Below are 24430 nucleotides of genomic sequence, written 5' to 3'. Positions count from 1 at the left end.
AGCCGGGGATTCGAGAGGCTGTGAAAGGGACCGCTTTGCTGCACGTACTGAACCCTGCCACGGAAGAGCTCGTGGCCACCGTCCCGCCCGCCACCCGCGAGGACGTCGACACCGCCGTCGCCCGCGCCACCGGCGCCCAGCGCGCCTGGGCCGCCGCCGCCCCCGCCGACCGGGCCCGCCTGCTGCGCCGCTTCGCCGCCACCGTCGACCAACACCTCGAAGAACTCGCCCAGTTGGAGGTCCGCGAGGCGGGTCACCTCATCGGCAACGCCCGCTGGGAGGCCGGCAACGTACGCGATCTGCTGGAGTACGCGGCCGGTGGCGTCGAGCGGCTGACGGGGCGCCAGATCCCGGTGGCCGGCGGCCTCGACGTCACGCTCCTCGAACCGCTCGGCGTCGTCGGCGTCATCGCGCCGTGGAACTTCCCGATGCCGATCGCCGCCTGGGGCACGGCCCCGGCCCTCGCGGCGGGCAACGCGGTGCTCCTCAAGCCCGCAGAGACGACCCCGCTGACCGCCCTGCGGCTCGCCGAACTCGCCCTGGAGGCAGGGCTTCCCGAGGGCCTCTTCCAGGTGCTGCCGGGGGAGGGGCCGGTCGCGGGGGACGCCCTCGTCGAGCATCCGGGCGTGGCCAAGATCGTGTTCACCGGCTCCGCCCGCGTCGGCAAGCAGGTCATGGCCAAGTGCGCCGACCGCGTGAAGCGCGTGACCCTCGAACTCGGCGGCAAGAGCCCGAACATCGTGTTCGCCGACGCGGACGTCGAGGCCGCGGCCCTCGCCACCCCCATGTCGTTCCTCGACAACTCCGGCCAGGACTGCTGCGCCCGCACCCGCATCCTCGTACAGCGGTCCGTGTACGAGCGGTACCTGGAGCTGCTCGCCCCGGCCGTGGAGTCGGTCCTCGTCGGCGATCCGTCCGACGAGAAGACGCAGATGGGGCCGCTCATCTCCAAGGCACAGCTGGAACGGGTGCGGTCCTACGTCCCGCTGTGCGAGCCCGCGATCAGGGGCGCGGCCCCGCAGGGTCCCGGCTTCTGGTTCCCGCCCACCGTCCTCACCGCCGCCGCCCCCGACGCGCGCGCCGCCGTCGAGGAGGTCTTCGGCCCGGTCGCCGTCGTCCTCCCCTTCGACGACGAGGCGGACGCCGTGCGCCTCGCGAACGCCACCGACTACGGGCTCTCCGGCTCGATCTGGACCCGCGACGTGGGCCGCGCATTGCGTGTCTCGGGGGCCGTCCGCGCCGGGAACCTGTCCGTCAACTCGCACTCGGCAGTGCGCTATTGGACCCCTTTCGGCGGCCAAGGACAGTCCGGACTCGGGCGCGAACTCGGCCCCGACGCCCTCGCCGCGTTCACCGAGACCAAGAACGTCTTCATCAGCACGGAAAGCACGGAGGCCTGAGCACCCTATGAGCGAAGAGATCATCTGCCGCCGCCTCGTCGGCCGCACCGCCGTCATCACCGGCGCCGGCAGCGGCATCGGCCTCGCCACGGCGCGCCGGCTCGCCTCCGAGGGTGCGCACGTCGTTTGCGGCGACATCGACGAGAGCGCCGGCAAGAAGGCTGCCGAGGACGCAGGCGGCACCTTCGTCCAGGTTGACGTCACGGACGCCGAGCAGGTCGAGGCGCTGTTCAGGACCGCGTACGACACCTACGGCAGCGTCGACATCGCCTTCAACAACGCGGGCATCTCGCCGCCCGACGACGACTCGATCCTCGACACCGGCCTGGAGGCCTGGAAGCGGGTCCAGGAGGTCAACCTGACGTCCGTGTACCTGTGCTGCAAGGCGGCCATTCCGTACATGCGGCGCCAGGGGAGGGGCTCCATCATCAACACGGCGTCGTTCGTGGCCCGGATGGGCGCCGCCACCTCGCAGATCTCCTACACCGCGTCCAAGGGCGGCGTCCTCGCGATGTCCCGCGAGCTGGGCGTGCAGTTCGCGAGGGAGGGCATCCGAGTGAACGCACTGTGTCCCGGGCCCGTCAACACCCCGCTTCTCCAGGAGCTGTTCGCCAAGGATCCGGAGCGGGCGGCGCGCCGCCTCGTGCACATTCCGGTCGGTCGGTTCGCCGAGGCGACGGAGATCGCGGCGGCCGTCGCCTTCCTCGCCAGCGACGACGCGGCGTTCGTGAACGCCACCGACTTCCTGGTCGATGGCGGGATCTCGGGGGCGTACGTGACACCGGCGTGAGAACCCTGTGAGCAACGCGCTCACGCGTGTACGGTCCACTCACATGCGTAACAGACATGTTGCCGCGTGGACCTCGGTCGCGGCCGCCGCCCTCATGGCGGCCGCGAGCCTCACCACACCTGCGGCCGCCGCCACGTCCGCACAGTCCTCCTCAGGACAGAGTGCCTCCGCCAACTGCCCCCAGCTGTCGAAGAAGCTGCCCTGGTACGGCCAGAACCGGGCCAAGCTCCAGCGCATGATCGACGAACGGGGAATCTGCGGTGGGCACAAGGGCCCCCGTCCCGTCGCCGCGTTCGACTGGGACAACACCGTCAGCAAGAACGACGTCACCGACGCGACCATCGCCTGGTCGCTCAAGCACGACAAGATCCTGCGGCCCGCGAGCTGGAAGAAGACCAGCAAGTGGATGACCGACGACGCCGACAAGGCGCTGACCGCCGCCTGCGGCACGGACGTCCCGGTGGGCGCCCCGCTGCCCACGTCCACGGACACCGACTGCACGGACGAGATCTTCAACATCCGTGAGTCCGGAAAGACGATGAGCGGCGCCGCCGCCTTCGCGGGCGAGTGGAACCACCGCCGCACCGTGCCCCAGTACGCCTGGGTGCCTCAGCTGTTCGCGGGCCACACCGTGCCCGAACTGGAGTCGTACGCCGCCGCGGCCCGCGCCGAGGCGCTCGCCGCACCCGTCGGCTCCACGCAGAAGCTGGGCACGCACACCATCCCCGGCTACGTGCGCTATTACGACCAGCAGCGCGACCTGATCCGTACGCTGCAACGGGCCGGCTTCGACGTCTACATCGTGTCGGCCGGGTCCGAGCCGGTGACCGAGGTGTGGTCGCGCGGCGTCGGCATCGACCGTAAGCACACCATCGCCATCCGCTCGATCCTCGACCGCGAGGGCCGCATCACCACGTACAACGAGGGCTGCGGCGGCGTCGGTGTGAACCAGGGCGAGGCCATCCCGTACATCGACGGCAAGCGCTGCTGGATCAACCAGGACATCTTCCACATCAAGGGGAAGTCGGCCTGGGAGAAGCAGCGCTGGGACAAGCGCATCGCGCTCGGCGGCGGTGACGCCGACACCGACGTGACCTTCGTCGGCGACGCGACCGGCGCGCACCTCGTCCTCAACCGCAACAAGCCCGAGGTCATGTGCCGGGCCTACGACAACGCCGACGGACGCTGGGTTGCCAACCCGATGTTCATCGAGCCGCTGCCGCAGAAGACGGGTACGTACCCGTGCTCAACGGCCGGGTACAACAAGCCGGAGGGCGGCTTCGGACCGCTGCTCAGGGACGACGGTTCGGTCGTCCCCGACCAGGTGGACTCGATCTTCTGAGCCCACTGAGCCCTGCGTCGGTGGGTGGGGGTTACAGGAACGCGTAGCCCTCACCCCGGTACGTCGGCACGGTCTCCACGATCCGGTCGCCCGACACCAGGTGCAGCGTCTCGAACCGCTCGCACAGCTCCCCGGCCTTCGCGTGCCGGAACCACACCTTGTCCCCGATGAGCAGATCGTCGGCTGCCGAACCGAGCAGCGGCGTCTGTACTTCGCCGGGGCCCTCCTGCGCGTCGTAGCGCAGGCCCTCCGGCAGATACGGCACCGGAAGCCGGTCCGCGCCGGGCGCGCCCGAGGCCGGATAGCCACCGCCGAGCACGGTGACGACACCGACGCCCGGCCTGCGCACCACGGGCTGCGCGAACAGTGCGGCCGGACGCCCCGTGAACGACGTGTAGTTGTCGAAGAGCCGCGGGACGTAGAGCCCTGAGCCCGCCGCGATCTCGGTCACGGCCGCCTCCGCCGCCGTGTGCTGCACGCTCCCCGTGCCGCCCCCGTTGACGAACTCCAGGTCCGGCGCCACGGACCGCACGGCCCGCACCACTTCCGCCCGCCGCACCGCCAGCTCCTTGCGGGCGGCGGCCTGCATCAGCCGGATCGCCCGCGAGCGCACCGGACGCCCCGCCAGCGAGTCCCCGACGCCCGCCACATGACCCTCGTACGCCATGATCCCCGCGAGCCGGAAGCCGGGGCGGCGGGTCACGACGCGGGCCAGGTCGGCGAGTTGGGCGGGCGTACGCAGGGGGGACCTGAGAGCGCCGACGCGGACCCGGCCGCCGAGGGTGCGCCACGAGGTGTCCAGTTCCACGCAGACCCGGATCTCCTCGCGGCCCCCGTCCCGCGCGCCGTCGATCAGCCTGAGCTGCGCCGGATCGTCGACCATCACGGTCACGGCCGCCGCCAGCTTCGGGTCGTGCGCGAGCTCCGCGAAGCCGGAGCGGTCGGCGGAGGGGTAGGCGAGGAGTACGTCGTCGAACCCGGACCGCGCGAGCCACAGCGACTCGGCGAGGGTGAACGACATGATCCCGGCGAAGCCCGGCCTCGCGAGCACCCGTTCCAACAGGGCGCGGGAGCGCACGGACTTGCTGGCGACGCGGATCGGCTTTCCGGCGGCCCGGCGCACCAGGTCGTCGGCGTTGGCGTCGAACGCGTCCAGGTCCACGATCGCCAGTGGGGCGTCGAGATGAGCGGTGGCCCGGTCGTACCGGGCCCGATCGGCGGCGCGCGGTGTCATGGCCGAAGCCTGCCAGACAGGATTACCGCAGGGTAGGGGGACGGATGGTGATGGATCGGTCGATCCCGTGTGCGGAGTACGCGTTGACCTGGTCGGGCCCGTTAGAGTGACGCGCACGTTGGCTTGAGGAGACGGGGGAGGCATGAGCACGGAAGCCCGACGCGTCCCTCCGCGCCCCACGACGCCGCCCCCCTCCACCGAACTTCCCCCCACGGCCCCACCGTTGCCCCCCACACCTCCGCGGCCGGCCCCGGCCGCCCCGTCGCCCCGGACGCCTTCGCCGCCCTCGGCCACTCCGTCGCCCCGGACTTCGTCGTCTTCGTCCCCCGCGTCCCCGCCGCCGCCGAGCGCGTCCTCCCGCCTGCCCGACGGCCCGCCGCCGGCCAACAAGGGGGAGAAGCCGACGGCTTCGCCGCGAACCCCGGACGACGGCCCCCGGCACCCTCAGACGAAGAGCTCCGGCATCCCCCTTCCCCCCGAAACCCCACCTGCACAACGCCCCGCTCCCGCTGAGGCGCCCGCCCCACGTCCTGCCTCTGCCGGGACTCCCGGTGCGCCGCCTGCTCCCGCTCAGGCCTCTGGCTCGCGGTCTGTCTCTGCTGGGGCTCCTGGTGGGTCGTCCGTTTCCGCTCAGGCGCCTGGCTCGCGGTCTGTTTCTGCAGGGACTCCCGGTGCGCCGCCCGCTCCCGCTCAGGCCTCTGGCTCGCTGTCTGTCTCTGCTGGGGCTCCTGGTGCGCCGCCTGCTCCCGCTCAGGCGTCCGGCTCGCGGTCTGTTTCTGCTGGGGCTCCTGGTGCGTCGTCCGTTTCTGCTCAGGCGCCCGCCCCACGTCCTGTCTCCGACGGAGCCCCCGGTCCGTCGTCCGCTTCCGAACCGGTGCCCGGCGCACCGCTTCCGCCCGTCGCCCCCGGTGCGTCGAAGGAAGCCCCCGCCGAGTCCACCACCCGGCTGCGCCCCGTGCCGCCCGCGCCCGCGGCGCCGCCCGTCACGCCCCCCGCGCCTGCGGCACCGCCCGCGGCATCGTCTCCGGCGCCCGGCGCGGCGGGGGTGCCGCCCATACCTCCGCCTCCGCCTCAGCCGCCGCGGCGTCCCGTCGGCGCGGTCGACCTGACGCCGCGCCCCGAAACCGCCGGCCGGCCCTTCGTACGGCTCGCGCGTCCGGACCACTACGACGACAGCACCACGCTCCTGCGCCCCGTCGGCCCCCGCCTCACACCGCGGACCGCGGCCATCGCGGCCTGCCTCGTGCTCGGTCTCGGCCTGCTCGGCGGCGCCACGACCGGCACCCTGCTCACCGGCGACGACAGCGGCCCGCCGTCCGTGCAGACCGCGTACCGCGAGGCGGGCCAGCTCTGGCACGGTGTCCCCGTCGACCAGCTGTTCCCGCGCACGCTCAAGGGCGAAGGCGCGGGCCCCGGCCGGGCCGACCGCACCTGGACGCGGATAGCGGTCGCCCCCGACGCGACCTGTGCCAACGCCTTCGACCCGCTGCTGCACAAGGCGCTGCGCTCGGCCGGCTGCCTGCGTCTGCTGCGCGCCACGTACACCGACGCCACACAGAGCAGCGTCACCACGGTCGGCCTGATGTTCACCAAGGCCGACGCGGAGGCCACGCAGGCGCTGCGCTCCCGCTTCATGGAGCAGGGCCTGGACCGGCGCGACGACCTCATGCCCCGGCCCTACGCCGCCAAGGACACCCTGGCCGCCGGGTTCGGCGACCGCCAGCGCGCCTCCTGGGCGATCAACATCCTGACCGACGCCCCCGTCGTCGTTTACGCGGTCTCCGGCTTCGCCGACGGCCGCACCGTCAGCGAGCCGCAACCGGCCGCCGACGCCATGAAGTCCGGTGCCACCAGCGCCCCCGCCCAAGCGGGACTCGGCCACGACGCGCAGGGCGTCGCCGACCGGATCGAACGCGACCTGCGCAAGACGGTCAAGAAGACCGCGGACCGGGACACGGAGCAGTAGCAGCCATGAAGCGTCACCACACGATCGCCGCGGCCGGCACCGCGGCCCTCCTCGCGCTGCTCCCCGCCACCGTCGCCCACGCCGACTCGGTCCGCGCCCAGCAGTGGGGCCTCACCGCGCTGCACACCGACGAGGCCTGGAAGACGACGCGCGGCAAGGGCGTCACGGTCGCCGTCCTGGACACGGGCGTCGACGACGAGCACCCGGACCTCAAGGGCAGCGTGCTGCCCGGCAAGGACCTCATCGGCTTCGGCGCCGAGCGCGGCGACCGCCCCTGGGCCCGGCACGGCACCGCCATCGCCGGCATCATCGTGGGCCACGGGCACGGCAAGGACGACGGCGACGGTGTCATGGGCGTGGCCCCGCAGGCGAAGATCCTGCCGGTCCGGGTGATCCTGGAGGACGGCGACCCGTCCCGCGCGAAGGCCCGCGAGACCCGCGGCAACGCCCTGGCCGACGGCATCCGCTGGGCCACCGACCACGGCGCCGACGTCATCAACCTGTCCCTCGGCGACGACTCGAACACCGCCCACCCCGAGGCGAGCGAGGACGCGGCCGTCCAGTACGCGCTGAAGAAGGGCGTCTCCGTCGTCGCCTCCGCGGGCAACGGCGGCGAGCAGGGCGACCGAGCCTCCTACCCGGCCGCGTACCCCGGCGTCATCACCGCCACGGCCGTCGACTCGACCGGCACCCGCGCCTCGTTCTCCACCCGCCGCTGGTACGCCTCCGTCGCCGCCCCGGGCCGCGGCATCGTCACGGCCGACCCCGACCGCAAGTACTACTCGGCGTGGGGGACGAGCGCAGCCTCCGCGTTCGTGTCCGGCGCCGTCGCCCTGGCCCGGGGCGCCCACCCCGGCCTGAGTCCCGCGCAGATCAAGAAGCTCATGGAGGACACGGCCGAAGACCCGCCCTCCGGCGGCCGTGACGACTCCCGCGGCTTCGGCCTCGTCGACCCGGCCGCCGCGATCACCGCGGGCGCGAAACTGAAGCCGCAGCGCCTGGCCCCGGCCTCGTACGGCCACAAGTACTTCGGCCCAGGACCCGACGACGACTCCGGCGGCTCCCTGGCCACCTGGGCGGGAGTGCTCGCCGGCACCGTCGGGGTGCTGCTGCTCGGCGCGGCCGGCTACCTGTGGCGCGGCCACCGCCTCACGCGTCGCCGCTGACCACCGGAACGGCGGCCTTCGCCACGTTCTCGACGAGCTCGATGCCGGCGTCCTTGGCGGCGCTGCCGTTGGACACCACGGCGACCAGGTACCGCTGCCCGTCGACGGTGACCCGCCCGACGCTGTTGATGTCCCACAGCCCGGTCGTGCTGCGCTGCAGCCACCCGTTCTTCAGCGCGGCATCCCCGCCCCCGGCCGCGGACACGCCCCAAACCTGGTCGCTCTCCACGTTCCCCATGAGTTTTTGGACGTACGCCTGCGAGTCCGCGCTCAGCACGAGATCGTCACCGACCCCGAACGCCTGCTTGAGCAGGGCGAGTTGATCGTCGGCGGTCGTCTGCGTGAGACCCCACAACGCTCCGTCCCCGCCGCTGGTGTCCGTCAGGCCCATCCGCTCGTTCGCCGCGTCGAGCCCCTCGGCCTGCCCGATCTCGTCCCACAGCGCGGTCGCCGCGGCGTTGTCACTGTTCTCGATCATCGCGGTGGCGTACGTCCGCTCCTGCGCGGTCAGCGTCCGTCCCGCGTCCTGCGCCTGCAGCAGCAAGGCGGCGAGCACGTCGACCTTCACGATGCTCGCGGTGTCGTACGTCCCGTCCCCCGACGCGTACGAGGCGCCGTTCCCGCTCGTCTCGTCGTACACGGCGACGGAGACCTCGCCGTCGTGCCCCTGAGCGGCCGCCTTCACGGCCGTGGCCAGCTCGGCGTCCTTGTCCACGGTGTCCACGGGCGTGGGACTCCTCTGTGCGGAGGCGGTGTGCGAGACGAGGGCGGTGGCGTCGTGCGGCCTCGTCTGTGTGTAGACCGTAGTGCCGCCGACGGCGGCGGCGAGTACGACGGCGGTGGCGGCGAAGCCGCGTCTTCTCGTTCGGCGGGACATGCCGCGATGCTCCGTCGCCGCCCTGTGCGGACCATGGGTCCCGTCGCAGGGTCCGCTGAGAATCCGTCCCCGGCCGCTCGGTAGGCTCGGTGAACGTGGCGAACAAGAACATTCCCGACCCCGGCTTCTCCGACGACGACGGTACGGCGGACCCGCACCTGACCGAGGCCCTGGCCGCCTGGTCGAAGGACCGCACGGCCCACGGCCCGGTCCTGGCGGCGCTCAAGGGCACCCGGCTGCTCGTCCCCGTGGTCGCCGTGCTCGGCGAGGTCGAGGAGGACGAGAAGGGCCTGCGCCGCGAGAAGACGTCGGACATGGCGGTCCCGACACTGAAGGCAGGCGAGCGCACCGCGCTCCCCGCCTTCACGTCCACCCAGTCGCTCGCCCTGTGGGACCCCGAGGCCCGCCCGGTGGCCGTCCCGCTGCACCAGGCGCTCCAGGCCGCGGCCCACGAGAAGGCCGACACCGTCGTCCTCGACGTCGCGGGTCCCGTCCCGTACGAGCTGACGGGCCCGGCCCTGTACGCCCTCGCGGAGGGCCGCACCGACGCCGACCCGCTCGCCGACCCGGCCGTCAGGGACGCGGCGCGCGCGGCGGTCGCCGCCGAGCCCTCCGTGGCCCGCGCCTACCTGGGTCCCGGCCAGGCGGACGGCACCCTGGCCCTGGTCCTCGACGCGGGCGCCGACGTCCAGGCCACGGCCCAGGCCCTCGCCGGCCGCATCGCCGCCGACGAAACACTGAGGGCCCGCCTGGTGCGTGGCCTCGATCTGGCACTCCTGCCGACCGAGGCGACGCCACCGGGCGAGCCCCTGTACGTACGTCAGTGATGTCGTCGGCTACGTACGTAGTACGTAGCCCGTTGATTTGATTCTCAGCCGTACACAGGGCCCGTGTACTTCTCGCCCGGGCCCTTGCCCGGCTCGTCCGGCACGACGGAGGCCTCGCGGAACGCGAGCTGCAGCGACTTCAGGCCGTCCTTGAGGGGAGCGGCGTGGAAGGAGCTGATTTCCGTGGCGCTGCCGTCGAGCAGGCCGGCCAGGGCGTGGATCAGCTTCCGCGCCTCGTCGAGGTCCTTGTGGGCGTCGCCCTCCTCGGTGAGGCCGAGCTTCACCGCGGCGGCGCTCATCAGGTTCACCGCGACCGTCACGATGACTTCTACGGCGGGCACCTCGGCGATGTCTCGGGTCAGCGCTTCGAAGTCAGGGGCGCCGGGGTTGTCGGTTGCGGGGGTCGCGTCACTCATGGGCCCCACGATATGTCGCGCGCACCCGATTGGGCGCACCCCCCAAGTCCTGCTAACCTTGTGTAACGACCGGCCGGACACACGTCCTCGATGTTCTCGCGGATGACGTGACCGGCCCACAAGTGGAGGCTCCGATCTCCCACCTGACCGTCCGACCAGGGCGGTGGGTCACCGGTCAGACGGTCCCCGTCGTTCCGTACGGACGACGGAGCCGTCCGAGTCTGCGCCCCGCGGTTCACCGTGGTGGTGCTCCGGTATTCCTTGGAGCCCCGCCTGTGTACCGTCCGGGGCATTTTCTGTGTTTCGGCGCGGTTGGTACTTACGTCACAAACGTACGCGGCGGTCCGCCAGGCCGTCGTGTGGTGCTACCGAGGAGGATCCATCAGCGCCGAGCCCCGCATCAACGACCGGATTCGCGTTCCCGAAGTGCGACTTGTCGGTCCAAGCGGCGAGCAGGTCGGGATTGTTCCGCTTGCCAAGGCCCTTGAGCTTGCTCAGGAGTACGACCTCGACCTGGTCGAGGTGGCGGCGAACGCCCGTCCGCCCGTATGCAAGCTCATGGACTACGGGAAGTTCAAGTACGAGTCGGCCATGAAGGCCCGTGAGGCGCGCAAGAACCAGGCGCACACGGTCATCAAGGAGATGAAGCTCCGGCCGAAGATCGACCCGCACGACTATGACACCAAGAAGGGTCACGTCGTCCGGTTCCTCAAGCAGGGCGACAAGGTCAAGATCACGATCATGTTCCGTGGTCGCGAGCAGTCCCGTCCGGAGCTCGGCTTCCGGCTGCTGCAGCGGCTCGCGAACGACGTCCAGGACCTCGGGTTCATCGAGTCGAACCCGAAGCAGGACGGCCGAAACATGATCATGGTCCTCGGTCCGCACAAGAAGAAGACCGAGGCGATGGCCGAGGCCCGCGAGGCGCAGGCCGCCCGCAAGGCCGACGCCAAGGCCAACCCGGGCAAGTCGCAGAACGCGGCTGAGGGCGAGGACGACGAGGTCGAGCTCGACGAGACCGCCGAGGCCGCCGAGACCCCCGTCGAGGCTCCGGCCGAGGCATGATCCGTGCGGCGCACAGCCTGTGCGTCACGGATACCAACTGACACAACTGACGTTCCACCACGGCCGGTTCGCGCCCTGCACGAACCGGCTGGGAATGCCACTGACGAGGAGAGAACGGCGCTATGCCGAAGAACAAGTCGCACAGCGGTGCCAGCAAGCGCTTCAAGATCACCGGCTCCGGCAAGGTCATGCGCGAGCGCGCCGGCAAGCGCCACCTGCTCGAGCACAAGTCGTCCCGCGTGACGCGTCGCCTCACCGGCAACGCCGAGATGGCCCCGGGCGACGCCGCGAAGATCAAGAAGCTTCTCGGCAAGTGATGTACGGGCGTTTCCACGCCCTGTACGTCGGCTAGACCGGGACCCATTCGAATTTGGGCCGGGTGACAACAACCCCGGCCCCGCTACAAGGAGTTAACAGTGGCACGCGTCAAGCGCGCGGTGAACGCGCACAAGAAGCGTCGGGCGATCCTCGAGCAGGCCAGCGGCTACCGCGGTCAGCGTTCGCGTCTGTACCGCAAGGCCAAGGAGCAGGTCACCCACTCCCTGGTCTACAACTACAACGACCGCAAGAAGCGCAAGGGCGACTTCCGTCAGCTGTGGATCCAGCGCATCAACGCCGCTGCCCGCCAGAACGGCATGACGTACAACCGCCTCATCCAGGGTCTGAAGGCCGCCAACATCGAGGTGGACCGCAAGATCCTGGCCGAGCTGGCCGTGAACGACAGCAACGCGTTCGCCGCGCTCGTCGAGGTCGCGCAGAAGGCGCTGCCGTCGGACGTCAACGCGCCCAAGGCTGCGTGAACGCTCCGCTGAGCTGCATGTGACGTGGGACCCGCAAGCCGGTTGGCTTGCGGGTCCCACGTTGTTCGGGGCCGTCATCGCATGCCGCACCGCGCGGGGCTCTGCCCCGGACCCCGCGCCTCAATCGCCGGCGGGGCTTGAATGTGCCCCGCCGCCATGGGCAATCTGCCGCCTTGGGCGGCAGGGTGGGCAAGGCGGCACCCCGGTGCGGCGCAACCAGGACGTTGGGCGCAGGCCCCGGTGCGGCGAGTCGGCACGGTGCAGCGCAACCATTGATCAGGCCCCAAGCCCGTCACCCTCCCGAAAGTTAGGCGCATGGTCGCAACGCCCGAGTTGATCTCCTCCAAGTCGCCCCGCGTGGTCGCCGCGCGGCGGCTCGCCAAGCGGAACTTCCGGGGGAAGGAGCGGCTGTTCCTCGCCGAGGGGCCGCAGGCCGTGCGGGAGGCCGCCGCGCACGGCGGGCTCGTCGAGATGTTCGCGACCGTCGACGCCGCCGAGCGCTACGCCGACATCGTCGGGGAGGCCAGGGACGCGGGCGCCCGTGTGCACCTCGCCGAAGAGGACGTCATCGGTGACATCTCCACCACCGTCACCCCGCAGGGCCTCGTGGGCGTGTGCCGGTTCCTGGACACACCGTTCGAGGAGATCCTCGCCGCGCGGCCCAAGCTCGTCGCCGTCCTCGCGCATGTGCGCGACCCCGGGAACGCCGGGACCGTGCTCCGCTGCGCCGATGCCGCCGGCGCCGAGGCCGTCGTGCTGACCGACGCCTCCGTGGATCTGTATAACCCCAAGGCCGTGCGGGCTTCTGTCGGATCCCTGTTCCATCTGCCCGTCGCCGTCGGCGTACCCGTCGAGGAGGCCGTCGCCGGGCTCAAGGAGGCGGGCGTGCGGATCCTCGCCGCCGACGGAGCGGGCGAGGACGACCTCGACGGCGAGCTGGACCAGGGGACCATGGGCGCCGCGACCGCCTGGGTGTTCGGCAACGAGGCCTGGGGCCTGCCGGAGGAGACCCGCGCACTCGCCGACGCCGTCGTGCGCGTGCCCATCCACGGCAAGGCCGAGAGCCTCAACCTCGCGACGGCCGCCGCCGTGTGCCTGTACGCCTCCGCGCGTGCGCAGCGTGCCCCCGGAGGGTGCCGCTCCGTCACTGCCGACTAGTAGGGTGACTTTTCCGGATCGACCGCCGGGAGGGGGAGCGCGGGAGATGAGTGTCGTCAATGGCAGCGGCTCGCGGGGACTGGCCGGTCCCGACGCGGCCGGGCCCGACGAGCTCGCCGCTCTCGGTATCCACCCCGACGACCTGCCCGACGGACTCGTCGTCGCGGACGAGCAGGGCCGCGTCATCTGCTTCAACGCCGCCGCGGAGCGCGTCACCGCGGTCCGGGCGGACACCGCCCTGGACGCCCCGCTCGAGCGCGTCCTTCCGCTGGAGGACCTCGAAGGCCGGCGCTGGTGGCAGCTCACCGACCCGTACGGCGGGCTCGCGACGAGGGTCGGGCAGCCCGAGCGGAACCTGTTACTGCCCGGCGGCCGGGAGGTCCTGGTCACCGCGCGTTACGTACGGATCCGGCCGACGGGCCCGGTGCGCCGCGTCGTCGTGTCGCTCCGGGACACCGAGGCCCGGCGGCGTACCGAACGGAGCCACGCCGAGCTGATCGCCACCGTCGCCCACGAGCTGCGCTCCCCGCTGACCTCGGTCAAGGGCTTCACCGCGACGCTGCTCGCCAAGTGGGAGCGGTTCACGGACGAGCAGAAGCGGCTGATGCTGGAGACGGTCGACGCCGACGCCAACCGCGTCACGCGGCTGATCACCGAGCTGCTCGACATCTCCCGGATCGACTCCGGCCGGCTCGAACTGCGGCGCCAGCCCGTCGACGTCGCGGCCGCCGTCTCCCGGCACATCCAGGCGCACGTCGCCGCGGGCCAGTCGGCCGACCGGTTCCTGCTGCGCGTCAAGCATCCGCTGCCCGACCCGTGGGCCGACCCGGACAAGGTCGACCAGGTCCTGAGCAACCTGCTGGAAAACGCCGTGCGCCACGGCGAGGGAACCGTCACCATTGACGTAGAGCCCACCACGCCCACCGGCACATCGGTCACCGTGTCCGACGAGGGCCCCGGCATCCCGGAGGAGTCCATGAACCGCGTCTTCACCCGCTTCTGGCGGGGCAGCAAGCGCGGCGGGACGGGCCTCGGGCTCTACATCGTCAAGGGCATCGTCGAGGCCCACGGCGGGACGATCACCGTCGGCCGGGCGCCCGGTGGCGGCGCCGAGTTCCGATTTACGTTGCCCGTGGCGACGCCGGCGTATCTCACCAGCTGATCCCCAGCGGACGAGCGCAGGCACCACGGGCGGAACACCCACCTCACCCCCGTTAGACTCGTCCTTTGGCACGTTTGCGTCCCCGCCACTCGACGGCCGTCGAACGCGTCTGCGGGACCATCAGCCACGCCAATCGGAAGCACGGGAAGAGATGTCGGCACCGAACAAGTCGTACGACCCTGTCGAGGTCGAGGCACTGAAACCGGAAGAGATCGAGCGCGTGCAGGCGGAGGCGCTCGCCGCCTTCGCCGCCGCGGACTCGCTCGAAGCGCTTGCGGAGGCCAAGACCGCGCACGCCGGCGGCACCTCGCCGCTGTCGCTCGCCAACCGCGAGATCGGCGCGCTGCCGCCGCAGGCCAAGGCCGCGGCGGGCAAGCTCGTCGGGCAGGCCCGCGCCGCCGTCGGCCGGGGCCTCGCCGCCCGCCAGGCCGAGCTGGAGGCCGAGCGCGACGCCCGCGTCCTGGTCGAGGAGGCCGTGGACGTCACGCTGCCCCACGACCGCGCGCAGACCGGCGCCCGGCACCCGCTGACCACGCTCTCCGAGCGCATCGAGGACGTCTTCGTGGCCATGGGCTACGAGGTCGCCGAGGGCCCGGAGATCGAGGCCGAGTGGTTCAACTTCGACGCGCTGAACATCGGCCCTGACCACCCCGCCCGCGGTACTCAGGACACCTTCTTCGTCGAGGGTGCCCAGGCGACCCAGGGGGCGGACGACGCGGGTCTCGTGCTGCGCACGCACACCTCGCCCGTGCAGATCCGCTCGATGCTCGACCGCGAGCCCCCGGTCTACGTGATCTGCCCCGGCCGCGTGTACCGCGCCGACGAGCTGGACGCCACGCACACCCCCGTCTTCAACCAGGTCGAGCTGCTCGCCATCGACGAGGGCCTGACCATGGCGGACCTCAAGGGCACCCTCGACCACATGGTCCAGGCGCTGTTCGGCCCCGGCATGAAGACGCGGCTGCGCCCGAACTTCTTCCCGTTCACCGAGCCGTCCGCCGAGATGGACATGGTCTGCTACGTGTGCCGCGGCGAGTCCGTCGGCAACGCCGACCGCCCGTGCCGCACCTGCTCGTCCGAGGGCTGGATCGAGCTGGGCGGCTGCGGCATGGTCAACCCGAAGGTGCTCGTCGCCTGTGGTGTGGACCCCGAGAAGTACAGCGGATTCGCCTTCGGGTTCGGCATCGAACGGATGCTGATGTTCCGCCACAACGTCGAAGACATGCGAGACATGGTCGAGGGTGACGTCCGGTTCACCCGGCCCTTCGGGATGGAGATCTGATGCGTATCCCGCTTTCCTGGCTGCGGGAGTACGTCGACCTCCCCGCCACCGAGACCGGCCGCGACGTGCAGGCCAAGCTCGTCTCCGCAGGCCTCGAGGTCGAGACGGTCGAGCAGCTCGGCGCAGGCCTCAAGGGCCCCCTCGTCGTCGGTCAGGTGCTGACCATCGAGGAGCTGGAGGGCTTCAAGAAGCCCATCCGCTTCTGCACCGTCAATGTCGGGCAGGCCAACGGCACCGGTGAGCCGCAGGAGATCGTCTGCGGCGCCCGGAACTTCGCCGTCGGCGACAAGGTCGTCGTGGTCCTGCCGGGCGCCGTGCTGCCCGGCGACTTCGCGATCGCCGCGCGCAAGACGTACGGCAAGACCTCGCACGGCATGATCTGCTCCGGCGACGAGCTGGGCATGGGCGACGACGGCAGCGGCGGCATCATCGTGCTGCCGCCGGAGCACGAGGTCGGCACCGACGCCATCGAGCTGCTCGAACTGGTCGACGAGGTGCTGGACATCGCGGTGACCGCCAACCGCGGCGACTGCCTGTCCATCCGCGGCGTCGCCCGCGAGGCCGCCATCGCCTACGGTCTGCCGCTGCGCGACCCGGCCCTCCTCGACGTGCCGACGCCGAACGCCGACGGCTACCCGGTGCGGATCACCGACCGCCGCGGCTGCGACCGCTTCACCGCGCGCACGATCGGCGGCCTGTCCCCCGAGGCCCGCTCGCCGATCTGGCTGCAGCGCCGCCTGCAGAAGGTCGGCATGCGCCCGATCTCGCTCGCGGTCGACGTCACGAACTACGTGATGATGGAGCTCGGCCAGCCGCTGCACGCCTACGACCGCTCTCTGGTCCAGGGCGCGATCGGCGTCCGCCGCGCCGAGCAGGGTGAGCAGCTCGTCACCCTCGACGGCACCAAGCGCAAGCTGGACGCCGAGGACCTGGTCATCACGGACGACCGCGGCCCCATCGGCCTCGCCGGTGTGATGGGCGGCGCCAACACGGAGATCGCGGATCACGCGGAGGACACCGGTACCACCGATGTCGTCATCGAGGCCGCGCACTTCGACGCCGTCTCCATCGCCCGCACCGCGCGCCGCCACAAGCTGTCCTCCGAGGCGTCCAAGCGCTTCGAGCGCGGCGTCGACCCGCAGGCCGCGTCGGCCGCCGCCCAGCGCGCCGTCGACCTGCTCGCGCTGCTCGCGGGCGGCAAGGCGGAGCCCGGCGTCACCGAGGTCGTCGCCCCGTCCGGGCCGCACACCATCACCGTCCCGGCCGACCACCCGGACAAGGTGGCGGGCGTGGCGTACGGCCGCGAGACCGTGGTGCGCCGCCTCCAGGCGGTCGGCTGCGACGCGTACGGTCAGGACGTCCTGACGGTCACCGTGCCGTCCTGGCGCCCCGACCTCGTGGACCCGAACGACCTCGCCGAAGAGGTCATCCGCCTGGAGGGCTACGAGAACCTGCCCTCCACGCTGCCGAAGCCCCCGGCGGGCCGCGGCCTGACCGCGCGGCAGCGCCTGCACCGCCGCGTCGGGCGCGCCCTGGCCGGCGCCGGGTACGTCGAGGCGCTCAACTACCCGTTCCTGGGCGAAGGCGTCTTCGACCAGCTCGGCCTGGCGGCGGACGACGCCCGCCGCAAGGTCGTCAAGCTGATCAACCCGCTCAACGACGAGGAGCCCGCGCTCCGTACGACGTTGCTGCCCGGGCTGCTCTCGGCGCTGCGCCGCAACGACGGCCGGGGCAGCCACGACCTGGCGCTCTTCGAGACCGGTCTGGTGTTCCGGCCGACCGGCGAGGAGATCGCCCCGGTCCGGCTCCCCGTCGACCGCCGTCCGACCGACGAGGAGATCGCCGGCCTGAACGCCGCGCTGCCCGCGCAGCCGCGCCGTGCCGCCGTCGTCCTCGCGGGCGCCCGCGAGCAGGCCGGCTGGTGGGGCAAGGGCCGCCCGGCCGACTGGGCCGACGCCATCGAGGCCGCGCGCATCCTCGCCCGCGAGGCGCACGCGGAGCTGACCGTCCGCGCCGACCGGCACGAGCCGTGGCACCCGGGCCGCTGCGCCGCCCTGTACGCGGGCGACCAGCTGATCGGCCACGCCGGTGAGCTGCACCCGCGCGTCGTCAAGGCGCTGAACCTGCCCGAGCGCACCTGCGCGATGGAGCTGGACCTCGACGCCCTGGAGCAGGCCGGCACCGGACCGCTCGAGGCGCCGCGGATCTCCACGTTCCCCGTCGCCACGCAGGACGTCGCGCTGATCGTGGACAGGACGGTGCCGGCCGCCGAGGTCGAGCAGGCGCTGCGCGAGGGCGCCGGTGAACTCCTCGAGTCCATCCGCCTGTTCGACGTCTACGAGAACGCGGAGCAGCTCGGCGACGACAAGAAGTCGCTCGCCTACGCGCTGGGCTTCCGGGCCGGTGACCGCACGCTGAAGGCCGACGAGGCGTCGGCCGCGCGCGACGCCGCGGTGGCGCTCGCCGCCGAGCGCACGGGCGCGGTGCTGCGCGGCGCGTAACAACGCCGGCGCGTGACAGCGCGCGTAGCCGCACGTGAGGGGTGCATCCGGGAGACCGGGTGCACCCCTCACTCATTCGAGTGAGGATTCTCGATGATCCGGCCCCGAGCGGGCAGGCGGTCGACAGAATCATTGCGGCCGCCGGGCCGACCGGCGAGCGCGCTGCAGTGGGCCTAGGGAGCCGTCGGCATGATTCGTATCAAGACCAGGGCACCCACCGGACTCGAACCCAGGCGCTCCCGGCGTATGTTGATGCTGGGGCTGCCGACCGCGTGGGGCGCGGTCGCGATGACGTACAAAATCGTCTGTCCGCTCGCGCAGTTGGACGGGCCGGGTGCGCGGATCGCGACCGGCGCCGTGTTCTTCGCCGTCGGCACCGGGCTGATATTGCGTGTACGCCACACCCTGATGCGGGAGTTGAGCGAGGCGCGGGCCGTCGCGGACGCCGCGCAGTCCGCGCTGCTGCGCCCGCTGCCGCCCCGGCTCGACGGGCTTGCGCTCGCCGCGGGACAGCTCTCCGCGGACCGCGGCGCCAGCGTCGGCGGCGATCTGTACGACGTCGTCGCCACCGATCACGGCGTCCGTGTGGTCATGGGCGACGTACGTGGGCACGGGATCGCCGCGCTCGGCACCGTTGGCGCCGTCCTCGGCAGCTTCCGCGAGGCCGCGCACGACGAGGACGAACTCGGCCCTGTGTTACGGAGGTTGGAGCGCGCGCACGCCCGCTACCTGCGCCAGCGCGCCCGCTACGAGCACCCCTCCGCCGGCGGCGGGGAGCCGGAGCACCCCCTCTCCGAGGAGTTCGTGACGCTGCTGCTCCTGGAGATCCGGCAGGACGGCGCGGTGCACGCCCTCAACTGCGGCCACCCCTGGCCGTATCTGCTGCGCCCCGGCGCCGAGTGCTGCGTGGAGCCGATGAGCGGCGGCGATCCGATGCCTCCGCTCGGCCCGTTCCCGCTGCCCGCCGAGCTGCCCCCTGTGCGCTGCGGGCGGATCCGGCCCGGCGAGGGGCTGCTGCTGCACACCGACGGCCTCGAGGACGCCCGCGACCACCACGGCCGGTTCTTCCCGCTGCGGTCCACGCTCGACGGGGCGGTGCGCCGGGGCCCGATCACGCCCCAGGCCGTCATCCACGCCGTCTACAGTCGGCTCCTGTGCCACGCCGGCGGCCCGCTCGACGACGACGCCGCGCTGCTCGTGCTGCGCAACGACCGGAGCCGGGTGCCCGCCCAGCACTCCGGGTCCGCCGTGCGCACGGCCCACAAGGTGCTCTGAAATCCCGCCTGTTCACGACCGCACGCCGACCGTTCACGACCGTACGAGGCCGGGGCCGCGTCGTCCGCCCGTCGCGGAGTGGGTCGGGCAGGCGAGCGGGCGGACGACACGGGTTTCGGGCCGCCGCGCTGTACGAGGGGGAGCCGGCGGCCCGGCCGGCCTCTTGCGAGGCAATTCAGTCAACCGGGTCCCAATCCGCCACAACAGCGCGCACACGCCACGGACTTGGGCATTCCGATCACACCCCGTGTGAACGCGGCTCGACTAGGCTGGCGCCACCGAGCCAATGGCGGGCAACGGAGGCTCTCGATGCAGCCCAACACCCTGCTCGACGCGATTCTCGACGAGGCCGGGATCTCCCATGCGGGACTCGCGGCCCATGTGAATCAGGAGGGCAAGGCGCGCGGCCTGGCCCTCCGCTACGAACACACCGCGGTCGCCCGCTGGCTGAAGGGCCAGCGGCCGCGCGGCCAGGTGCCCGATCTGATCTGCGAGGTACTGGCGGCACGGCTGCACCGGCACGTCACCCTCGACGACATCGGCCTCGGCGTCTCCTGCGAGCCGGCCGCCGCGCATGTGACGACGCTGTCCGGCTTCGTGGAGCGGGCCACCGCTCTGTGGCGCTCCGACCAGCAGCAGCGCCGGCACATCCTGGACGCGCCCGCCGTCACCGGCACCCCGGCCGTGATGCCGGTGTGGGAGTGGGAGAACCCGCCCGAGGACACCGACGTCTCGCGCGGCGGCCGCCACCCGGTCAGCGTCGCCGACCTGGAGATGATGCGCTCGGCCCGCGCCCACTACGAGCAGATGTACCGCAAGGCGGGCGGCATCGCGACGCGCAGCCGCATCGTCGGCTTCCTCAACACCGAGGCGGCGCCACTGCTGCGCGGCAGCTACACGGACGACACCGGGCGCCAACTGCACCGCGCCACCGGCGGCCTGGTGGCCATCGCGGGCATCTGCGCGTACGACTCGGACGCACACGGACTCGCGCAGCGCTACTTCCATCAGGCGCTGCGGCTCGCGAAGGCCAGTGCCGACAGGGGACTTGGGGCGTATGTCATCGCGCTGCTCGTCAACCAGTCGCTGCACATGCGCGATCACCGGCAGGCGGTCGCCTTCGCGGAGGCCGCGCTGCGCGCCGCCGGGCGGCACATCTCGCCCGCGCTCGCGTCGGATCTGTACGCGATGCAGGCGAAGGCGTACGCACACCTCGGTGACGGTACGAGCGCCCTGGAGTGCATCCGGCGTGCGGAGTCCGCCGCCGATCGCATCCGGCGTGGGCACGAGCCGGACGAGACCGGTTACGTGCAGCCTGGATTCGTCAACGTACAGGTGGCGGAGGCCCTGTTGAGCCTCGGGGACTACGCCGCCGCCAAGGAGCACGCGCAGGAGGCGGTGCACACCCCGGCGCACGATCGGGGGCGTGTGCACCGGCTCGCCGTGCTCAGCCAGATCCAGCTCAGACAGGGGAACGCGGAGCAGGCCGTGGCCACCGCCGTGGAAATGGCCGAGACCGCTCGGGGCATGGAGTCTCAGCGCCTTCGCGACAGACTCCGGGCCGTCCGCGAGCACCTGGTGCGCAGCGGATGCGCAGGTACGGCCGAGGCCGCCGAACTCATCGATGGAGCGCTGCGCGTACCACTGTGAGCCTTTGCGCGGGGAGCCCGCGAACGCCACTGCTGCGATATTGCCAGCAACTCGGCGGAAGGTGGCAGAACCGTGCAGTGGACGAAACAGAACGAACAAACTGTGTATGCAAACCGATGGTTCAGCGTCAACCTGGCAGACGTCGCTCTGCCGGACGGTCGGCACCTCGACCACTTCGTGATACGCCTGCGCGCCGTGGCCGTGGCCACGATCGTCAACGAGGCGCACGAAGTGCTCCTGCTGTGGCGGCACCGCTTCATCACCGACAGCTGGGGCTGGGAACTCGCCGCGGGTGTCGTCGAGGACGGCGAGGACATCGCGTACGCGGCGGCGAGGGAACTGGAGGAGGAGACCGGCTGGCGGCCGGGACCGCTGCGGCACCTGATGAGCGTCGAACCGTCCAACGGCCTGACCGACGCCCGGCACCACATCTACTGGACCGACGAGGGAACGTACATCGGCCACCCCCAGGACGATTTCGAGTCGGACCGCAGGGAATGGGTCCCGCTCAAACTCGTCCCCGACATGATCGCTCGCGGAGAGGTCCCGGCCGCCAACATGGCGGCCGCACTACTTCTCCTGCACCACCACAGCCTCGGCTAGCGCCCTTCGGGGCTAGTGGCCGAGTGCCTGCCACACCACGACGGCCAGTGCGCAGACCGAGGTCAGCGCGGCCACCGTGGGCAGCGGCCAGCGAGTGTTCTCGAGCGCGCTGAGCCGGGTGCCGAGGTCGTCCTGATCCTTGACGGTCTGGTCGTCGCGGTGTGTGTGCAGCGCCAGTTGACCGTCGATGCGGGCCAGTTGGACCTCGAAGACCCGTCGTAACTCAGCGAGTTCTTCCGGGACCACGGGATTCTCCGGGTCGGTGGTCACGAGTTGGCTCCCTTCCATGGGCGCACATCCCTTGATGTGCGTACCAGAAGTCAACTCGCCTGGTGGGCGCGGAGGGAGCGTGTGCGAACGGCATATGCGGGTCACCCGCGCGCTCCCCGTGCGAACGCGATGGGCCCGGTGCTCGAAAGAACACCGGGCCCATTCGGGCGTCACGCAGCGTGGTCAGGCGTAGGTGTAGAAGCCCGAACCGCTCTTGCGGCCGAGCCGGCCCGCGTCGACCATCCGCTGCAGCAGCGGGGGAGCGGCGTACAGCGGCTCCTTGTACTCGTCGTACATCGAGTCCGCGATGGAGACGATGGTGTCCAGGCCGATCAGGTCGGCCAGCTTGAGCGGGCCCATCGGGTGGGCGCAGCCGAGCTCCATGCCGTTGTCGATGTCCTCGCGGCTGGCGATGCCCGACTCGAACATCCGGATGGAGGAGAGCAGGTACGGCACCAGCAGTGCGTTCACCACGAAGCCCGAGCGGTCCTGGGCGCGGATGGCGTGCTTGCCGAGGATCTTCTCCACCATGACCTGGGCGCGGCTGATCGTGCCCTCGGAGGTGGTGAGCGCGGGGATCAGCTCGACGAGCTTCTGCACCGGCGCCGGGTTGAAGAAGTGGATGCCGACCACGTGGTCCGGGCGGGACGTCGCCACGGCCAGCTTCACCAGCGGGATGGAGGAGGTGTTCGAGGCGAGGATCGCGTCGGACCGGGTCACGACCTGGTCGAGGACCTGGAAGATCTCCGTCTTCACCTGCTCGTTCTCGACGACCGCCTCGATGACGAGGTCGCGGTCGGAGAACTCCCCGAGGTCCGTGGTGAAGGTGAGGCGCTCCTGCGTCTCGGCCAGCTCCTCCTCGGTGATCTTTCCGCGTGAGGCCGCCTTCGCGAGGGAGCTGAGCAGTCGCGTGCGCCCGTACTCCAGGGCCTCGCCAGTGGTCTCGGCCACCTTCACATCGAGTCCCGCACGGGCGCAGACCTCCGCGATCCCGGCGCCCATCTGGCCGCAGCCCACCACGCCGACGCGTTGGATGTCACTCAAGGGGTCCGTCACCTCGTGCCTTTCGCTCTTCTTCCGGGCTCACCGATGCCAGGCACAGTGTCTTCCCGGGGGCTTCCGGATCCGCACGTTACCCCGTAGACATGGGTGAGGTGGAGCCCGGGTTAACGCCTGTTCATGCGGTCAACACCGTGTCACATGTGTTTGGGGGGAACCTATGGGACGTATCTCACGTATGTCGCGGCGCGGTTTCACGCTCGGGGCGGCTCTCGCGCTGACCGCCCTGACGGCGGCGGACGCCGTCGCCTCGGTGCCGGTGCGGCGGGAGTTGCGGGGCATGTGGCTGGCCACGGTGGCGAACCGGGACTGGCCCTCGCGGGCGGGCCTGAGCGCCGCCGAGCAGCGCGCCGAACTGATCGCACACCTGGACACGGCCGTTCGCCGACGGCTCAACACCGTGATCTTCCAGATCCGGCCGACCGCCGACGCCCTGTGGCCTTCCGATCACGAACCGTGGTCCGCCGTCCTCACCGGAACGCAGGGGCAGGACCCCGGCTGGGACCCGCTCGGCACGGCGGTGGCCGAGGCGCACGCGCGCGGCCTGGAACTGCACGCCTGGTGCAACCCGTACCGGATCGCCAACCACACGGACCCCAGCCGGCTGATCCCGACGCATCCGGCGCGGCTGCACCCCGATTGGGTCGTCACCTATGGCGGCAAGCTCTACTACAATCCCGGCCTGCCGGAGGTCCGCCGCTTCGTCGTGGACGCGATGCTGGACGCGGTCGAGAAGTACCCCGTGGACGCCGTGCACTTCGACGACTACTTCTACCCGTATCCCGTCGCGGGCCAGACCTTTGACGACGACGCGGCCTACGCCACGTACGGCGGCGACTTCCCGGACCGGGCGGCCTGGCGGCGCCACAACATCGACTGGCTGATCACGGAGATGGCGGCGCGCATCAAGAAGACCAGGCCTCGGACGAAGTTCGGCATCAGCCCGTTCGGAGTGTGGCGCAACAAGGCCACCGATCGGCTCGGCTCGGACACCACGGCAGGCGTGCAGACCTACGACGACCTGCACGCGGACACCCGTAAGTGGGTGCGCGAGCGGTGGATCGACTACATCTGCCCGCAGGTGTACTGGAACATCGGGTTCACCGCCGCCGACTACGCCAAGCTCGTGCCGTGGTGGGCCGGTGTCGTGCACGGCACGGGTGTGCGGCTCTACGTGGGCGAGGCCCTCTACAAGGCGGGCGATCCGGCGCAGCCCGCCGCCTGGCAGGACCCTGCCGAACTGTCCCGGCACCTCACGTTCGCGGACCGCTTCCCGGAGGTGCGCGGGCACGTCTTCTTCTCGGCCAAGGAGGTCGGGCAGGACAGGAACGGCGCGATGGCCCGTGTGGTGGCGGACCACTACACGCCCTGAGGTCAGTCCCGTTGTGTGGTCGGGTGCCGGACGACCGCGTCGGGCCCCGGCGACATGATCGCCTCGTGGCCGTCCTCGAACCGCACGCGGAACGGCGGATCGCCGTCCGCGCCGAGCACTTCGACGATCTGCGCCACCCGGTCGTGCTGCCCGACGATCCGGCCGTGCACCAGGAGCTGGTCCCCTACGGTTGCGCGCATCAGGAGTGACCTCCTCTA

Annotated in this window: 23 protein-coding genes; 17 read left to right on the top strand and 6 right to left on the bottom strand. The window is 71.5% G+C overall.

Annotated elements, in window-relative coordinates; all coding sequences use genetic code 11:
* Nucleotides 1-35: 35 nt before the first annotated feature.
* The 3 genes from ACIRHA_RS22115 to ACIRHA_RS22105 are packed head-to-tail and all read left to right on the top strand — an operon-like array spanning nt 36 to nt 3532.
* Entirely contained in the window at nt 36-1400 is a 1365-nt protein-coding gene (locus ACIRHA_RS22115) for an aldehyde dehydrogenase family protein (RefSeq protein ID WP_403848266.1), read from the top strand.
* Nucleotides 1401-1407: 7 nt separating this feature from the next.
* Nucleotides 1408-2190 (top strand): 3-oxoacyl-ACP reductase, encoded by a 783-nt coding sequence (locus tag ACIRHA_RS22110; protein WP_403848263.1) that lies wholly within the window; start codon nt 1408-1410, stop codon nt 2188-2190.
* A 43-nt stretch (nt 2191-2233) separates the two neighbouring features.
* Nucleotides 2234-3532, top strand: a complete 1299-nt coding sequence (locus tag ACIRHA_RS22105; RefSeq protein ID WP_403848260.1) for a haloacid dehalogenase-like hydrolase — start codon at nt 2234-2236, stop codon at nt 3530-3532.
* Between the two features lie 31 nt (nt 3533-3563).
* On the opposite strand, the gene ACIRHA_RS22100 is transcribed toward ACIRHA_RS22105, so the two are convergent.
* A complete protein-coding gene (locus ACIRHA_RS22100; protein WP_403848257.1) occupies nt 3564-4766 on the bottom strand; it encodes an amino acid deaminase/aldolase in 1203 nt (400 codons plus the stop codon).
* Between the two features lie 874 nt (nt 4767-5640).
* Between ACIRHA_RS22100 and ACIRHA_RS22095 the strand changes: the two genes are divergently transcribed.
* Together ACIRHA_RS22095 and mycP are read left to right on the top strand one after the other, a co-directional pair.
* Nucleotides 5641-6732 (top strand): hypothetical protein, encoded by a 1092-nt coding sequence (locus tag ACIRHA_RS22095; protein ID WP_403848254.1) that lies wholly within the window; start codon nt 5641-5643, stop codon nt 6730-6732.
* A 5-nt stretch (nt 6733-6737) separates the two neighbouring features.
* Nucleotides 6738-7898 (top strand): type VII secretion-associated serine protease mycosin, encoded by a 1161-nt coding sequence (gene mycP / locus ACIRHA_RS22090; protein ID WP_403848251.1) that lies wholly within the window; start codon nt 6738-6740, stop codon nt 7896-7898.
* On the opposite strand, the gene ACIRHA_RS22085 is transcribed toward mycP, so the two are convergent.
* Complete coding sequence (locus ACIRHA_RS22085; protein ID WP_403848248.1) at nt 7882-8775, bottom strand: serine hydrolase; 894 nt, start codon at nt 8773-8775, stop codon at nt 7882-7884. The two genes, mycP and ACIRHA_RS22085, sit on opposite strands and share 17 nt — an antisense overlap.
* Before the next feature lie 95 nt (nt 8776-8870).
* Between ACIRHA_RS22085 and ACIRHA_RS22080 the strand changes: the two genes are divergently transcribed.
* Nucleotides 8871-9602 (top strand): SseB family protein, encoded by a 732-nt coding sequence (locus ACIRHA_RS22080; RefSeq protein ID WP_403848245.1) that lies wholly within the window; start codon nt 8871-8873, stop codon nt 9600-9602.
* Nucleotides 9603-9646: 44 nt separating this feature from the next.
* On the opposite strand, the gene ACIRHA_RS22075 is transcribed toward ACIRHA_RS22080, so the two are convergent.
* Nucleotides 9647-10018 (bottom strand): DUF1844 domain-containing protein, encoded by a 372-nt coding sequence (locus ACIRHA_RS22075; RefSeq protein ID WP_403848243.1) that lies wholly within the window; start codon nt 10016-10018, stop codon nt 9647-9649.
* A 357-nt stretch (nt 10019-10375) separates the two neighbouring features.
* On the opposite strand from ACIRHA_RS22075, the gene infC reads away from it, so the two are divergent.
* The 10 genes from infC to ACIRHA_RS22025 all read left to right on the top strand — a co-directional run bounded on the left by infC (nt 10376) and on the right by ACIRHA_RS22025 (nt 21511).
* On the top strand, nt 10376-11080 hold the full coding sequence (gene infC, locus ACIRHA_RS22070) for a translation initiation factor IF-3 (RefSeq protein WP_403848240.1): 705 nt from the start codon (nt 10376-10378) through the stop codon (nt 11078-11080).
* Nucleotides 11081-11202: 122 nt separating this feature from the next.
* Nucleotides 11203-11397: a 50S ribosomal protein L35 gene (gene rpmI, locus ACIRHA_RS22065; RefSeq protein WP_266721587.1), complete on the top strand. Its 195-nt coding sequence runs from the start codon at nt 11203-11205 to the stop codon at nt 11395-11397.
* A gap of 99 nt (nt 11398-11496) precedes the next feature.
* Nucleotides 11497-11880, top strand: a complete 384-nt coding sequence (gene rplT / locus ACIRHA_RS22060) for a 50S ribosomal protein L20 (protein WP_072484442.1) — start codon at nt 11497-11499, stop codon at nt 11878-11880.
* Between the two features lie 315 nt (nt 11881-12195).
* Entirely contained in the window at nt 12196-13038 is an 843-nt protein-coding gene (locus tag ACIRHA_RS22055) for a TrmH family RNA methyltransferase (RefSeq protein ID WP_403848236.1), read from the top strand.
* A 46-nt stretch (nt 13039-13084) separates the two neighbouring features.
* Nucleotides 13085-14200 (top strand): ATP-binding protein, encoded by a 1116-nt coding sequence (locus ACIRHA_RS22050; protein WP_403848233.1) that lies wholly within the window; start codon nt 13085-13087, stop codon nt 14198-14200.
* 151 nt (nt 14201-14351) lie between these two features.
* Nucleotides 14352-15482, top strand: coding sequence for a phenylalanine--tRNA ligase subunit alpha (gene pheS / locus ACIRHA_RS22045; protein WP_403848230.1), 1131 nt, complete (start codon nt 14352-14354; stop codon nt 15480-15482).
* A complete protein-coding gene (pheT, locus tag ACIRHA_RS22040) occupies nt 15482-17983 on the top strand; it encodes a phenylalanine--tRNA ligase subunit beta (protein WP_403848227.1) in 2502 nt (833 codons plus the stop codon). The genes pheS and pheT overlap by 1 nt, the downstream gene beginning before the upstream one ends.
* Nucleotides 17984-18172: 189 nt before the next feature.
* Nucleotides 18173-19258 (top strand): PP2C family protein-serine/threonine phosphatase, encoded by a 1086-nt coding sequence (locus ACIRHA_RS22035; protein ID WP_403848224.1) that lies wholly within the window; start codon nt 18173-18175, stop codon nt 19256-19258.
* Between the two features lie 309 nt (nt 19259-19567).
* Nucleotides 19568-20908 (top strand): transcriptional regulator, encoded by a 1341-nt coding sequence (locus ACIRHA_RS22030; RefSeq protein WP_403848221.1) that lies wholly within the window; start codon nt 19568-19570, stop codon nt 20906-20908.
* Nucleotides 20909-20980: 72 nt separating this feature from the next.
* Nucleotides 20981-21511 carry an NUDIX hydrolase gene (locus ACIRHA_RS22025; protein ID WP_266721602.1) on the top strand — a complete coding sequence of 177 codons (531 nt, stop codon included), beginning with the start codon at nt 20981-20983 and terminating at the stop codon, nt 21509-21511.
* Between the two features lie 12 nt (nt 21512-21523).
* Here the strand turns inward: ACIRHA_RS22025 and ACIRHA_RS22020 are convergent, their stop codons facing one another.
* Both ACIRHA_RS22020 and ACIRHA_RS22015 read right to left on the bottom strand, forming a co-directional pair.
* Nucleotides 21524-21781, bottom strand: coding sequence for a hypothetical protein (locus ACIRHA_RS22020; protein WP_403848217.1), 258 nt, complete (start codon nt 21779-21781; stop codon nt 21524-21526).
* Nucleotides 21782-21964: 183 nt separating this feature from the next.
* The gene (locus ACIRHA_RS22015) at nt 21965-22825 is read right to left on the bottom strand and encodes a 3-hydroxybutyryl-CoA dehydrogenase (protein WP_403848214.1); all 861 of its coding nucleotides are present in this window, start codon (nt 22823-22825) and stop codon (nt 21965-21967) included.
* A 175-nt stretch (nt 22826-23000) separates the two neighbouring features.
* On the opposite strand from ACIRHA_RS22015, the gene ACIRHA_RS22010 reads away from it, so the two are divergent.
* Nucleotides 23001-24212, top strand: a complete 1212-nt coding sequence (locus ACIRHA_RS22010; protein ID WP_403848211.1) for a glycoside hydrolase family 10 protein — start codon at nt 23001-23003, stop codon at nt 24210-24212.
* Nucleotides 24213-24214: 2 nt separating this feature from the next.
* On the opposite strand, the gene ACIRHA_RS22005 is transcribed toward ACIRHA_RS22010, so the two are convergent.
* Nucleotides 24215-24412, bottom strand: coding sequence for a DUF1918 domain-containing protein (locus tag ACIRHA_RS22005; RefSeq protein ID WP_403848208.1), 198 nt, complete (start codon nt 24410-24412; stop codon nt 24215-24217).
* Nucleotides 24413-24430 lie beyond the last annotated feature (18 nt).

The sequence above is a fragment of the Streptomyces sp. NPDC102360 genome, from assembly GCF_044766085.1.
In the GTDB taxonomy this organism is placed as follows: domain Bacteria; phylum Actinomycetota; class Actinomycetes; order Streptomycetales; family Streptomycetaceae; genus Streptomyces.
The sequence above is the reverse complement of the archived record's forward strand: the minus strand, read 5'-3'. Positions and strand labels throughout refer to the sequence as shown.